The sequence below is a fragment of the Aeoliella straminimaris genome (assembly GCF_024054565.1).
Lineage (GTDB): Bacteria > Planctomycetota > Planctomycetia > Pirellulales > Lacipirellulaceae > Aeoliella > Aeoliella straminimaris.
Genome location: NZ_JAMXLR010000076.1, coordinates 36,316 through 50,672, shown reverse-complemented (window position 1 = coordinate 50,672; position 14,357 = coordinate 36,316). Strand labels below are relative to the sequence as shown.

The 14,357-nt window shown below is 60.3% G+C and carries 9 protein-coding genes; 7 read left to right on the top strand and 2 right to left on the bottom strand.

The window, feature by feature from the left end:
* The first annotated feature begins 30 nt into the window (after positions 1 to 30).
* The 3 genes from NG895_RS21870 to NG895_RS21860 all read left to right on the top strand — a co-directional run bounded on the left by NG895_RS21870 (position 31) and on the right by NG895_RS21860 (position 3,450).
* Positions 31 to 1,314, top strand: coding sequence for a serine/threonine-protein kinase (locus NG895_RS21870; protein ID WP_252854668.1), 1,284 nt, complete (start codon positions 31 to 33; stop codon positions 1,312 to 1,314).
* Between the two features lie 112 nt (positions 1,315 to 1,426).
* Positions 1,427 to 2,893 (top strand): POT family MFS transporter, encoded by a 1,467-nt coding sequence (locus tag NG895_RS21865; RefSeq protein ID WP_252854667.1) that lies wholly within the window; start codon positions 1,427 to 1,429, stop codon positions 2,891 to 2,893.
* Between the two features lie 164 nt (positions 2,894 to 3,057).
* Positions 3,058 to 3,450: a response regulator transcription factor gene (locus NG895_RS21860; RefSeq protein WP_252854666.1), complete on the top strand. Its 393-nt coding sequence runs from the start codon at positions 3,058 to 3,060 to the stop codon at positions 3,448 to 3,450.
* Between the two features lie 41 nt (positions 3,451 to 3,491).
* On the opposite strand, the gene NG895_RS21855 is transcribed toward NG895_RS21860, so the two are convergent.
* A complete protein-coding gene (locus NG895_RS21855) occupies positions 3,492 to 4,235 on the bottom strand; it encodes a hypothetical protein (RefSeq protein WP_252854665.1) in 744 nt (247 codons plus the stop codon).
* 164 nt (positions 4,236 to 4,399) lie between these two features.
* Between NG895_RS21855 and NG895_RS21850 the strand changes: the two genes are divergently transcribed.
* Complete coding sequence (locus tag NG895_RS21850) at positions 4,400 to 4,957, top strand: methylated-DNA--[protein]-cysteine S-methyltransferase (RefSeq protein ID WP_252854664.1); 558 nt, start codon at positions 4,400 to 4,402, stop codon at positions 4,955 to 4,957.
* A 19-nt stretch (positions 4,958 to 4,976) separates the two neighbouring features.
* On the opposite strand, the gene NG895_RS21845 is transcribed toward NG895_RS21850, so the two are convergent.
* Positions 4,977 to 7,946 carry a DUF4332 domain-containing protein gene (locus NG895_RS21845; RefSeq protein WP_252854663.1) on the bottom strand — a complete coding sequence of 990 codons (2,970 nt, stop codon included), beginning with the start codon at positions 7,944 to 7,946 and terminating at the stop codon, positions 4,977 to 4,979.
* Between the two features lie 437 nt (positions 7,947 to 8,383).
* On the opposite strand from NG895_RS21845, the gene NG895_RS21840 reads away from it, so the two are divergent.
* From NG895_RS21840 to NG895_RS21830, 3 genes are read left to right on the top strand one after another with little or no spacing between them, the layout of a single operon-like run.
* Positions 8,384 to 9,865 (top strand): circularly permuted type 2 ATP-grasp protein, encoded by a 1,482-nt coding sequence (locus NG895_RS21840; RefSeq protein ID WP_252854662.1) that lies wholly within the window; start codon positions 8,384 to 8,386, stop codon positions 9,863 to 9,865.
* Positions 9,858 to 10,847: an alpha-E domain-containing protein gene (locus tag NG895_RS21835; RefSeq protein WP_252854661.1), complete on the top strand. Its 990-nt coding sequence runs from the start codon at positions 9,858 to 9,860 to the stop codon at positions 10,845 to 10,847. The genes NG895_RS21840 and NG895_RS21835 overlap by 8 nt, the downstream gene beginning before the upstream one ends.
* Positions 10,848 to 10,885: 38 nt before the next feature.
* Positions 10,886 to 14,350 (top strand): transglutaminase family protein, encoded by a 3,465-nt coding sequence (locus tag NG895_RS21830; RefSeq protein ID WP_252854660.1) that lies wholly within the window; start codon positions 10,886 to 10,888, stop codon positions 14,348 to 14,350.
* Positions 14,351 to 14,357: the final 7 nt, after the last annotated feature.

Below are 14,357 nucleotides of genomic sequence, written 5' to 3'. Positions count from 1 at the left end.
CCGTTATTTTTCCCCGAAACCGCGCACCGAATGTCCAGCGACACCCCCACCCCGAGACCAGGCTCGACGTTCGTCGGCAGGAGCGAACAGGAGGGGTCGGCTGCGCAGCGGAGTGCTGACGGCGGAGAGGAGACGGTGGAGGAAGACCGCACCACCATCTCGGCCACTCCGCCGCTCGACATGCGCAGTGCCTACGCCGGGCTGCAGCCGCGTGACCTGGGGCGAGCGCTGGTTGGGCATCAGATTGATGATGTCGTGCTGGAGGAATTCGTCGGCGGCGGCGGCATGGGCGCCGTGCTGCGGGGACGCGACACCGTATTGCAGCGAGATGTGGCGGTAAAGGTTCTGTCGACCCATCAAGCGGGCGACGAAGAAACGGCCAAGCGGTTTCGCATGGAGGCCCGCTCCGCGGCACGCCTCGATCACCCCTGCATCGCGCGGGTGTACTACGTGGGGGAAGATCGCGGCCTGCAGTACATTATCTTCGAGTACATCGAGGGGATCAACGTTCGCGACCTGGTGGCACAGGTTGGTCCATTGAGCATTGCCGAGACGCTGAACTACTCCATCCAAATTACCGACGCCCTCACCCATGCCTGGCAACGCAACGTCGTGCACCGCGACATCAAGCCATCGAACATCCTGATCACGGGGGATGGACAGGCAAAATTGGTCGACATGGGGCTTGCGCGGCTGCACGAAGTGGAACATCGAACCGAGGCGGAAGGCGAAGGCGACCTTACGGCCACCGGCATGACCATCGGTACTTTCGACTACATCGCCCCCGAGCAGGCCCGCAACCCGCGCAATGCCGACGCCCGCAGCGACATCTACTCGCTGGGTTGCACGATGTTCTACATGCTGACGGGCCGGCCGCCCTTCCCGGGGGGCACCCCGCTGCAGAAGTTGCTGAGCCATCAGGGGGATCAGCCTCCGGTACTGGCCAACCTGCGACCCGAGGTGCCCGAATCGCTCGCGACCGTGGTAAGCCGGATGTTGGCCAAACTTCCGGAGCAGCGGTTCCAGACTCCAGCCGATCTAATGACGGCGCTATTGGGCGTATCGGACGAACTCGGCGTGGTACGGCCAGGCCTGGCGACAACACTGATACCCGCAACACCGAAGCGGTCGTCGTTCGTCGAGCAACATCTCCCCTGGATCGCGCCGGTGGTGTTGTTGGTGATGGGCGTGGGGGCCATGGCCTTATTCTGGCAGCCCGAGCAACCTCCAACGGACTTCGAGCAAACACCGCTGGTCGCCCCGGAAACGGCTACCAGCACCCCTCTGGAAGACCGCGGCGGCAACGCCCTTTAGCCGCACGCGGGGGTTGTGGACGCCGACTGCCCTGTGGCAACGAGCGGTCGATGGGTTACACTGTGGGCTCCCGCCATTCTTCGCCCGCCCTGTCCACACCAATTCGCGCCCGATGTCTGATTCTCCGTATACCAGCCCGGAAGCTCGCCCCGACACTGCAGTAAAACTAAAGGGTGGTGACGAACAGACCGTTCCTTTCGATATCGCCACAATGCCCCCCGGCATCCCGTACATCATCGGGAATGAGGCTGCCGAACGGTTTAGCTTTTACGGGATGAAGGCGATCCTGACGGTGTTCATGACCAAATATCTGCTGAGCGCTACGGGCGAGGCAGACTATATGACCGCCGAAGAAGCCAAGGCGAGTGTTCACCTATTTAGCGCGGCGGTTTACTTCACGCCTTTCCTGGGAGCCATCATCTCCGACTGGCTCTGGGGGAAGTACCGTACGATCCTCTATCTGTCGATTGTGTACTGTGCCGGTCATGGTGTACTCGCCATGATGGAATTTCCTCAAGAAAGCGTGGCGCCGCGCTATATCCTCTTCTTGGGTTTGCTTCTGATCGCGCTCGGCGGTGGTGGCATCAAACCGTGCGTGTCGGCCCACGTCGGCGACCAGTTCGGCGCCCGCAATCAACACCTTTTGTCCCGCGTTTATAGTTGGTTCTACTTCTCAATTAATTTCGGTTCGATGGTGTCGACGATGCTCACGCCGATCCTACTCGTCAGGTACGGCCCCGGCTGGGCGTTTGGCGTACCAGGTATTCTGATGGCCTTGGCGACGTTTGTGTTCTGGCTGGGACGAAATCGTTTCGTCCACGTGCCCCCCGGTGGCAACCGCTTTTTCTCCGAAACGTTCGGTCAAGATGGCATTCGCGCCATGCTCAACCTGACGCCCCTACTGCTGCTGGTCGCCATGTTCTGGTCGCTCTTTGATCAGACCGCATCCGCCTGGGTGATCCAAGCCGATGAGATGAATCGACATTTCGGTCCGATTAACCTCGGATTTTTGACAATCGACTTCACGCTGCTGCCCTCTCAGCTTCAAGCGGTGAATCCCTTGTTCGTCATGTTGCTGATTCCCATCTTCTCATACCTGGTTTATCCAAGGATGGGCAAGGTGTTCGAGGTCACACCGCTTCGGAAGATCGGGATCGGCATGTTTGTGACAGTACTGGCCTTTTCAATCTCAGCGTGGATTCAGTCGCAAATCGACGAGGGACAGGCGCCCCATATCATGTGGCAGGTGCTTGCCTACTTGGTCTTAACCTGTGCCGAAATTATGGTCTCCATCACCATGCTCGAATTTTTCTATACGCAAGCCCCTAAGCGGATGAAGTCGTTGATCATGGCGTTCTGCCTGCTATCGGTCTTCGTCGGCAATCTGTTTACGGCCGTGGTCAACTTGGTAATCCAAAACTCGGACGGCAGCTCGAAACTGCCCGGTGCCACCTATTATTGGTTCTTCACTGGCATCATGCTGGTAACCGCCGTGGTGTACGTCATTTGGTCGCAATTCTACCGTGGCTCGACTTACATCCAGGGCGACGACACGGCCGACGATACGGCCGTCCAGTAGGTGGGCGGGGAATGTCCCTGGGATTCCGCAATCCCCCCAGTCGAGCGGTCCGCGGGCCGTTCCCAAACCGCCCGCCACCCGCTATACATAGGGGCTACCCACCGGGCACGCCAATCAGGCGGTACGCCTAGCTATCCACTGCTGCTGTAATGGTTTGAATTGTCATGGCCAAAGAGTCGAGTTCCACAGCCAAAAAGTCCAAGCAAGTGCTTCTGGTAGATGACGATGCGGAAATCATCGAGTCGCTCCGGCTCGCCCTTGAGGCGAAGGGCCTATCGGTGCTCGTCGCCCGCGATGGCAACCAGGGACTGGCGATTACCGAGCGGGAAAACCCGGACTTGGTGATCCTGGACATGATGATGCCGAAGCGCAGCGGCTTCCTGGTGCTCGAGAAGCTCCGCCGCACCCGCGAAAATCCGCCGCGCATCATCATGATCACGGCCAACGAGGGCAGCCGCCACAAGGCCTATGCCGAGATGCTGGGCGTGGACGACTACATCCGCAAGCCGTTCCCGATGGACCGCCTGATGGCCAGCGTCGATCGACTGCTGTCTTAGCGGACTGATCTGGGCCGACTGCTCTGGGCGGCAATCGGGCCTCACCCCATCGCAATGGTGCGTGCCAGCGGTTCCAGCACGCTGGGTGCCACGTGGTCCTCGATGATCTCACGACAGATTCGGTCGAGTTCGTCCAACGCATCACCAAAGGTCTTGCCAGGATCGAGGCTGCCATAGCGGCGTGCCGTGACATAGACGCTTAGCTGGTCCTCCTGGAATTCTCCCGTCCGGACGTGATACGGCGAGGTGCGTGTCTCGATGCTCACTCGACACTGCACGCGGCAATCGTCGTCCATGGCAATCGTGATGTTAGGTTCGTTGTTGATAAACGACGTCCCCGGCATGGCGGCCAGGCGTTCGAAAGCGGGACACAACCCCAGGGCCTCGTTCACCAATTCGTTATGATTGCCCCGGTATGTGAAGTCGAATCCGGCCAACAGATCGATGGCTTCGCAATCCAGCGGGCTGACGGACAAGGCGTGAGGTGCCAACTCAAGCGCTGAATGGTGCTGATCGATCGCATCGGCATAGGATTCGAAGTTCACACATCCCGAACTCACACGACGCGGTTCGACGGCACTCCAACGATACTGTCCATTGTCCTTGTCGCCTTCCAGCACAAAATCTCGTTTGTTCCGAGCATAGAAATTCCGCATATCGGGATACTTCTTCTGCATCTGCTCGACGTAAAACAGCACCGAATCACGAGTGCCGGCCAACTCCATTTCCGTGCTCAGCGTTAGCGTCGAGTAGTGATCATCGGCCAGAGAAGGGTAGGAAAACATGGCGAAAACTCCTTGTTGCTCGGCGCACAGCGTGGTGCGGCAATCGTTGCCAGGCCTGAACGTCTGCCCACAAGCGGGTGGCTGACGGGTCGCTCATCCGAGTATAGAATGCGAGGCGAGCGACTGTCAAAGCATCGGTTTCCACCCCCAAGAAGGAGCGCCCCATGCCCGCTACTCTAGCCAAATCCGCGGCCAGCCCGCCTGCAAAGTCGGAAAGCGTGTGTTTCGAGTCGAATCTTGGCTGGATGGCCGTGGCATACAATGACCAAAAGCTCGGTCGTATTTTGTTCGGACACCCACAGTTCGCTTCGCTGGCCAAGGCCTTGAAACCCTTTGAGCTGGAACCCGCGCGGCAGCTTTCCGATTGCCCCCGCTGGGTAAACGACCTCTGCGACAGGCTGCAGCGTCTGGCCGACGGCGAGCCACAGACGTTCGACAGCGTTCCGGTCTCCACCAGCCATCTCACCCCGTTTGCCACACGAGTGATCGGCGAGTGCCGCAAACTTCCTTGGGGCCGGGTCGTTACTTACACGGAACTTGCCCGCCTGGCAGGTCGGCCTGCCGCGGCGCGAGCCGTGGGCAACGTGATGGCCAACAATCGATATCCGCTGGTGGTGCCCTGCCACCGCGTCGTTGGCACCAGCGGCCACCTGGGCGGCTTCTCGGCCCCAGGCGGACTAAACACCAAGCGGCGACTGTTGGAGATGGAAGGCGCGCTGTGAGCCTCGCTCAGTGCGGAGCCTAGGCCGCCTCCAAAGCGCGCCGATGTTCGGCCCAGTAGATCCACTTGTTCGCCCGCTCCAGATCGGGCGGATCACCGCCACGCAGGGCACGTGTTCCTTCGGGCGTGGCCGTGTAGGTTTTGGCAAACTCGTACAAATCGGCCGCGTCGGCCGAAGCGATGCCTTCGGGGGTGGTGAAACCACAGCCGACTAAGACCAGGGCATCGCGAACCAGCAACTCCGGCACGCGACACATTAGCTGTGCCTGGTGCTGCCAGGCCACAATCTTCTCGGCCGTGATGTGCCTGACCTCCAGAGCCTCGGCAGTCGCCGCGGGGTCGGCCTCCAACAGATCGGCCACGGTGCGGATACCAAGCTTCCCTAGTCGCTTGGCCGTCTTAGGTCCAACGCTCGGAGCGTCGACCACGGGACTTGTTCGCGACAGGCGGAACTTGAGCGGGCGAGTACGTTTCTTATGTGGCTTGCCATTCGCGGGGCTACGACCGTTGCGGCGCGACGGACCATTACGACCGTTCAGGCGGGTACGGTGGGAGGAAGATCCATTTGCGGCCGCGCGACGAGTCGTTCGCAGGGCGAACGGCGTTCCCTCCCAGCGATGACGATACCGCTGGGCGTCGGAAATCCAAGTCTGCACCGCATCGAGGCTCAGATACGGCCGCAGCCCACGGTGCCGCACTCCGCGGGGCGTTTCGAGATACTGATCAATCGCCGCGTACAGCTCGTCGGCATCCGCCTCGGCAAGCTGGGCAAGGTTCTGGATGCCGCCACCGGTCAGCAGTTGCACTTCGCCCAACGATAGGTTGGGAACGTACACCATCATCGCTACGTGAGTCTGCCACAGGTCGACCACTTCGGCCGAGATGCCGGTGCGATCGAGCGAGTGCGATACTTGTTCGGCATCCGCGGCCAGCAAGTCGGCTAACGTATCGATGCCGATTTCGGCGAACAGCGCGGACGTGTCGTCGCCTAGAACCCGGAAACGTCCGATGGAATCCTGCAAATCCAGGGCGAACATATCGGCGTCGTGAAGCGTTAACTTGGGCTCGTCCCGTTGAACCGGCTGCACCACTTCGGGGCGTTGCGTCGCTGTTTCCAGTCCCAGGATTGGCTGTCCCAGTGACCGCAGCCGATCGATAACCATCCGCGAAGCCGTGACCAAGAACACTTGGTGGCCGGAACGTGCCCAGTCGTGAAGCACCAGCGTCAGAATCGAGGCTTCGGCGGCGGGCAGCTCCGCAAACGGATCGGCTACCACCAGCGGCAGTTCGAGTCCCCACTCGGCGGTGCCAGCGACGGCCGCCAATTGCAGGCTAATGCACACCAGACGGCGGTCGACGTCGTTAAGATCGCATTGGCGAACGACATTGCCCTGACGATTGACCACGGTGGTGCTTCGGCCGTGCTCGCTGAGGCGAATCTCCCGAAGGCGACCATCGCTCAACTTGGCCAAGATGTCCGAGGCTCGCCACGGCGCGACGCTGCGAACGCTTCTTGCCGAGTGCTCGTTGCCTCCTTCGAGTCGGCGATTGACGGATTCGAGTCGTTCGCGCAATTGAGTGAGCGACGAATCATTCAGCAGTTCGGCCCGATCGCGACGTACCCGATCGCGTCGCGTCGCCAGATCGGCAAGGTGCCGCTCTGCTTCGACAACCTTGCCGTTGAGTTCGCCACGACGTCGCTCCAGCCCAGCCAGCAGTCCTTGCATATCTTCAGGCAATTGGGACGCCTCGCTGTCGGTGCGTCGAACTCGCGAAGTCCGCAGCCGCGATTGCCGACGGTCCAACAGTTGATCGATCGTACCGCGGAGGGCGGTTTGCGATCTCGCCAGGTGCTCGGCTTCGCTCTTCAGTTGCTCCACTTCCACGGCCGCTTCATATTGCTCGACCAGGTGCGAGAGCTTGGCCACCTGCTGCCCCAGCGTGTCGACCAACGGATGCAGCCGGGCGTGGGTGTGCTGGCACAGGCACGCCTGCGAGTCGGTGGGACGGGCGTAGCGAGCCACTTCGCTGTCGAGATCGGCCACCAACCGCTGCGCAATACTCACGCAGGCCCGCTGGTCGGCCAGTGGCAACAGTGGCGACGAGTCGTCGGGATGCAGTTGCGACAGGCGATGCCGAACCGCAGCGTCGCGGGCTTCCAGTTCGGCCAGTGTTCGTCGCCACTTGGAGATTTGTTCGTCCAGTTCGAGCAACGCCGGCTGTTGTTCGGCATGATGGGCTTCGTCGGTTTCCCGCTCGACGAAGTCGCTCAGTTCACGGTAGCGAAACTGTGTTTCCAACTCGGCCAACTCAGCCAGCACTCGATCCAGTTCCCGGCGTTGTTCGGCCAGTTGATTCTCAGCCTCGCGCGAGTCGCGATCAAGTTCGTGAAGCGCCGATTCCATGGCCTCGCTGCTCCGGCGTTTATCGGATAGCAGCATTTCGATCTGGTGCGTCAGGGCGTCCCGTTCGGCGAACAGGTCGTCGCCAACCTGGTAGGGCGCCGCCGAAGACTTCTCATAGGGCGATCGATTCTCGAGCTCATGCAGTTCGGCCGCCAGTTCTTCCGACAGCAACCAATTGAGCTGCGCATCGCTGGAACTGCGCATGACGAACAATCGAGCCGCCACCTCGGGCGAGATGCCAGCGAGTAGCTCGCGGGTTGTTTCGGCGCGAGCTGCATGGCCGTCCAGCGCGGCCACTGACAAGCGAGGTTCAACGAAGCTGCCTCGGTCGACTTGTTCGGCGTGCCGCTCCAGGCGGAAGCGTCCCAACGAGCTGGCAATGTCAACGTAACCGGTTCGAGCCGAGCCTGGGTCGATGCCGCGGACGATACGGGCACCGTACACCAAATGTCCGACCAGATCGAACAACTGCTCACCAGTGACCGAGTCGAGTACCGATACGGCATTGAGTCCTTCGGAGAGGTTGAGCGTAGCTTGAGCCGTGGCGCCATTTATGGCTCCCAGGGCGAGGTGCTGAAGTTTCATCGCCAGGTTTTCCCTTGCTTCCATGCGGGATAGGCGGCAGTGAGGCGTCGGGGTCGCCGCCGGTGGGGTAGGTCTTCGCCGCCCAACCGAGACCGGGGACGGCAAGTCGAAAGCTACCCAAATTCGCAGGAATGGGCAACGTCGATTGCCACCATCATCCACTGATTGGGTTAAAAACAGCCAGCTTACCTGCCAGTTCCCCGACCAACGCCACATGGCCAGGCTCGCGAGACCGCAAGATTGGCCTCCGCTTGACGATCGTGGTATGTTACTTGCTTGTATAAAAGGACCGACCGTGAAAATGCAGTCGATGCTATCGGCGGGACTAATTTTCGGATGCTGCGAGCAACGCTGCTCGAAATGTGGACTTCTTGTGCGCGCTTGTTAGGCAGAGCGGCGGGCAAGAAACAGGGAATCGGCCACCAGCGGAAACCAGCATGATCTATGAATCTGTCGGCTACGACGAGATGTTCTCCGCAGAGGGTGCGCCCCGAACGGCCTGTGAACCTTTCGTCACGAGGTTGCAGGAAATTCCGGACGCAGAACTTCGCAATCGCCAACAGGCGGCTGAGTTAAATCTGCACAACATGGGAATCACCTTCAACGTCTATGGGCACGAGGACGGCACCGAGAAGGTCTGGCCCTTTGACCTGTTGCCTCGCATCATCGATTCGGACGAATGGCAACGGGTGGAACAAGGCCTAAAGCAGCGAATCCACGCGCTCAACCTGTTCGTGTCCGATATCTACAACGAACAGCACATCCTTCGCGATGGCATCGTACCGAGGGAATTGCTGCAATCGGCGAAGACTTACCGCGAACAGATGGCCGGTTTCAAACCACCGCAGGGCGTGTGGTGCCACATCAGCGGTGTCGACCTGATTCGCCACGCGGACGGCACCATTTACGTGCTGGAGGACAATCTTCGTTGCCCGTCGGGAGTCTCCTATGTGCTGGAGAACCGCGAGGTAATGAAGCGAGCCTTTGCCAAGGTGTTCGAGGGTATGTCGGTGGTTCCGGTGGAAGAGTACCCCGAGCAACTGCTGCAAACCATGCTGGAGTGTGCCCCGCCGCATGTTTCCGACCCGACGGCCGTGGTGCTGACGCCGGGCATCTACAACTCGGCCTACTTCGAGCACACGTTCCTCGCTCAACAGATGGGCGTCGAACTGGTGCAAGGCAGCGACCTGATTGTGGACAATGGTTACGTCTACATGCGGACCACCAAGGGCGTGCAGCGCGTCGATGTGATCTATCGCCGCATCGACGACGACTTTCTCGATCCCAAGTGCTTCCGTGAGGATTCGTGCCTGGGCGTGGCGGGACTGATCGACGCTTATCGCCGTGGTAACGTGACGCTGGCCAACGCTCCCGGTACCGGTGTGGCCGACGACAAGGCTGTTTATGCGTACGTGCCGCAAATCATCAAGTACTACCTGGGCGAGGATGCCATTCTGTCGAATGTGCCGACCTACATCTGTTCGGACGAATCTCAGCGGGACTACGTGATCCACCACCTCGACGAGTTGGTGGTCAAACCCACGAACGAATCGGGTGGGTACGGCATCCTGATGGGCCCCCAGGCATCGCAAGCCGAGCGAGACGAGTACGTCGAGTTGATCAAGGCGAATCCGCGCAACTACATTGCCCAGCCGATGCTGCAACTTTCTACCGTGCCGACGCTGGTGGAAGACAAACTGGAACCCCGCCATGTCGACCTCCGACCATTCGTGCTCTGTGGCAAGGACATCTATGTCATGCCAGGCGGGCTGACCCGGGTGGCCCTGCGCCGTGGTTCGATGGTGGTCAACTCGTCGCAGGGCGGCGGCAGCAAGGATACTTGGGTTTTGAGATCGGACGGGCCTCACTCCGTCGGCAATCACAACGCGCATGTGGAGAATGGGTCCAGCAATGCTTAGTCGGGTGGCGGAAGCGGTTTATTGGTTGGCGAGGTACATCGAGCGGGCGGAAAACGTCGCTCGTTTTATCGACGTCAACTACAACTTAACGCTTGGCGAGGGATCCACCCTGGGACACCAATGGGCGCCGCTGGTCTACACGACAGGCGACGAGTCCCTGTTCCAGGAACTCTACGGCGAACCCACGCGGGAAACAGTGCTGCAATTCCTGGCATACGACAAGCGCAATCCGAATTCGATCCTGTCGTGCGTAGCCAATGCTCGCGAAAACGCCCGCAGTGTGCGCGAAACCATCACGGTGCCGATGTGGCAGCAGATCAACACCTTTTACCTGATGGTCACCGCAGCGGCTCGCCAGGGACAACCGCTGACCGAGCCCAACGAGTTCTGCGACGCCGTGAAGCAGGCCAGCCACACCATCCTGGGACAGACCTACGCCACGATGTCGCACGGCGAGGCCTGGCACTTCGCGCGGATGGGGCGGTTAATGGAACGGGCCGACAAGACCTCGCGAATTGTGGACGTGCAGTACTATCTCCTGCTGCCCTCGGCCAAGGACGTCGGCTCCAGCCTCGACGTGGTCCGCTGGTCCGCCCTGCTACGCTCGGCCAGCGCCCTGACCATGTACCGCCGCGTGCATGGGCCCATCACCCCCAACAACGTTGCCCGATTCCTGGTGTTGGATCGCGATTTTCCCCGAGCGGTCCATTTCTGCATCGTGCGTGCCCAGGACTCCCTGTGCCACATCACCGGCTCCGCCCAAGGCACCTTCAAGTGCCGCTGCGAGCAACTGATGGGGCGTCAGCGGATGGAGCTCGACTACACCAGTATCGAAGATATCATTCGGCAGGGAATGCACGAATATATCGACCAGTTCCAATTACATTTGAACGAATTGGGAATAGCGATCCACAACGATTTCTTTCGATTGCCGACAAATACTACCGAGGCGTCTCAATCGCAAACACAATCCAGTTCCTAGGCGACGGATCGTCCGCTTCTTCTTGAGCAAATCTCACCATGAGTATCCGAGTCGCCCTACATCACAAAACCGTTTACCACTACGACCGGCGTATCTCGCTTGGTCCGCAGGTAATCCGTCTGCGGCCTGCCGTACACAGCCGCACTCCTATCGAGAGTTACTCGCTGAAGGTAGAACCGGACGACCACTTCTTCAACTGGCAACAGGACCCGTTTGGCAACTACCTGGCCCGCTGCGTATTCCCCAACTCGGTAGAGAACCTTTCGGTCGAAGTCGACCTGGTGGCCAACCTGTCGTCCATTAATCCGTTCGATTTCTTCCTGGAACCCGACGCCGAAGAATACCCGTTCAAGTACTCGGCCGACGTGCTGGACGACCTCAAGCCGTACTTCGCCACGGGTCCTGCGGGCCCAAATTTTTACGCCCTGCTGGCTTCGATCGACCGCACACCGCGGAAGACAATCGACTTCCTGGTCGACCTGAACCAACGCCTGCAGAACGACATCGCCTACCTGGTCCGCATGGAGCCAGGCGTCCAGACGCCCGAGCAAACGCTCGAACTAGGTAGCGGTTCGTGCCGCGATTCGGCGTGGCTGCTGACCCAGGCGTTACGGCACCTCGGTTTCGCGTCCCGGTTTGTGTCCGGGTATCTGATCCAACTGGTGGCCGACCAAAAGCCACTCGAAGGTCCCGAAGGTCCGCAGGCCGACTTTACCGACCTGCATGCCTGGACCGAGGTCTACTTGCCGGGCGCCGGTTGGGTGGGGCTCGATCCGACCTCTGGTCTGCTGACGGGCGAAGGCCACATTCCGCTGGCCTGTACGCCACACCCCATTTCGGCCGCCCCCATCACCGGCGCGCTTGACGAATGCAAGGTGACATTCGACTTCGAAATGTCGGTGGAGCGAATCCACGAAGACCCCCGCGTCACCAAGCCCTACACTGAAGAACAATGGGCTAAGATCGAGGCGCTCGGGCACGAGATTGATCGCCATCTGCACGAGGACGACGTTCGACTGACGATGGGGGGCGAGCCTACCTTTGTATCGATCGACGACATGGACGGCGAGGAATGGCAAACCGCTGCCGTTGGTCCCAACAAAAAACGCCTGGCTAGCAGCCTGCTGCTCAAACTGCGTGACCGCTTTGCCCCGTTTGGCTTGCTGCACTTTGGACAAGGAAAGTGGTACCCAGGCGAGTCGCTGCCACGCTGGGCCATGCATTGCTACTGGCGCAAGGACGGCCAACCGATCTGGCAGAATCAGGCGCTGTTGGCCGACGTAAACACCGATTACGGCCACACCGTCGAGCACGCCCAAAAGTTCGCCCGCGCCCTGGCCGAACGACTGCAGGTCAATCCCGAGCACGCGATCCACGGGTTCGAGGACGCCATGTACTACACCTGGCGCGAACGGCGATTACCGCCGAACGTCGACGTGCACGATTCGAAGCTCGAAGACATCGAAGAACGCGAGCGCGTGGCACGAGTGTTTGAACAGGGAATCACCAGCCCGGTTGGGATGGTCCTGCCCCTGCAGTATCGCTGGTGGGAACCAACGCCCTGCTGGCAGAGCGGCCACTGGGTTGTCCGCAGCGACGAGCTGCTGCTGATTCCCGGCGACTCGCCGATGGGTTTCCGGCTGCCGCTGCAGTCATTGCTATACGAAAGCGCGCCCGAATATCCGATCGATTTCTTCGAACAAGACCCGATGGTCGCACTCGCCGACCTGCCCAGTCATAAGCAATTTCGCAACCGCGAAGACTGGTTCAGCAGCGGCACTTCGGTGATTCGCGAACGAGCCCGCATTGCGCGTCGCGCCACCCCCGTGCAGCAATACGCCGGCGTGGGTGGTGAGGGCACGCCCGGCGGCCACAGTGGCGATCGCGGTGGTCCTGGTCAAAATGGTTGGCACGAGAGCGGCGACTCCTCATCTCCCGACGCCGGTGACGCTCCGCTGTTTGCGGTCGACACCCAATACGACGATCCGGCCGACGTTGTCCGCACCGCCATGTGCATCGAGCCCCGCGAAGGAAAACTGCACATCTTCATGCCGCCAATCGATCGGGTCGAGGTGTTCCTCGACCTAATTACGGCTGTGGAAGATACCGCTCAGTCGCTCGACCTGCCGGTGGTGGTCGAAGGCTACTTGCCCCCGCACGATCCGCGCATCCAACACATCAAGGTCACTCCCGATCCGGGTGTTATCGAAGTTAACGTGCATCCCGCACACGACTGGAGCGAGTTGGTTGATATCACGACCGGTGTGTACGAAGACGCTCGGCAAACTCGCCTGGGCACCGAGAAATTCGACCTCGACGGTTCACACACCGGTACCGGGGGCGGCAACCACGTCGTACTGGGAGGATCGACCCCGGCGGACAGCCCCTGGCTGCGTCGTCCCGATTTGCTCAAGAGCTTTGTTGGCTACTGGTTGAACCACCCTTCGCTCTCGTACATGTTCTCGGGCAAGTTCATCGGTCCGACGAGCCAGGCGCCACGGGTGGACGAAACCCGCAGCGACTCGATCTATGAACTGAACATTGCCTTCGAACAAATTAAGTCGGGACAAACGGTACAGCCTTGGTTGGTGGACCGCATTTTCCGCCACCTTTTGGTCGATGGCACCGGCAACACGCACCGCTCCGAGTTCTGCATCGACAAACTGTTCTCGCCCGACTCGACTTCCGGCCGTTTGGGCCTGGTGGAGTTCCGTGCGTTCGAGATGCCTCCGCATGCCCGGATGAGCCTCACTCAACAGTTGCTTATTCGTGCCCTGGTAGCCCGATTCTGGGAAAAGCCGTACGAAGAGGAACTGGTTAGCTGGAATACCACGATTCACGATCGCTGGATGCTGCCTCACTTTATCTGGCAGGACTTCGAGGACGTGATCGAAGAGACCCAGAAAGCAGGATTTCCAATAGAGTCTGAGTGGTTTGCTGCCCATCACGAGTTCCGTTACCCGTTCATTGGCAACTTCACGCAACGTGGCGTGAAAGTGGAACTCCGCCGGGCAATGGAACCGTGGTACGTACTGGGCGAAGAACCCGGCGGTGGCTACACCGCTCGCTACGTCGATTCGTCTCTCGAGCGAATGCAAGTGCTGGTGCAGGGTCTGACCGATCCTCGTTACATCTTGAGTTGTAACAGTCGCCGCGTGCCGCTGCATCCTACGGGTGTGGAAGGTGAGTTTGTGGCGGGCATCCGCTTCCGCGCCTGGCAGCCCCCCAATTGCTTGCACCCGACGATTCCCGTCCACGGCCCGCTGGTGTTCGACCTGTTCGACGAGTGGTTGGGTCGCTCGATTGGCGGTTGTCAGTACCACACCGGCCATCCAGGCGGATTAAACCCTTCCACCTTCCCAGTCAACGCCCTCGAAGCGGAGAGCCGAAGGGCCACCCGGTTCTTCGGCTTTGGCCACACGCCGGTGGGTGGTACAATTGCTCCAGAGATACCTAGCCGCGAGTTTCCGCTGACACTCGATCTCCGGCGCGGCCAGCACTGATCAGTGA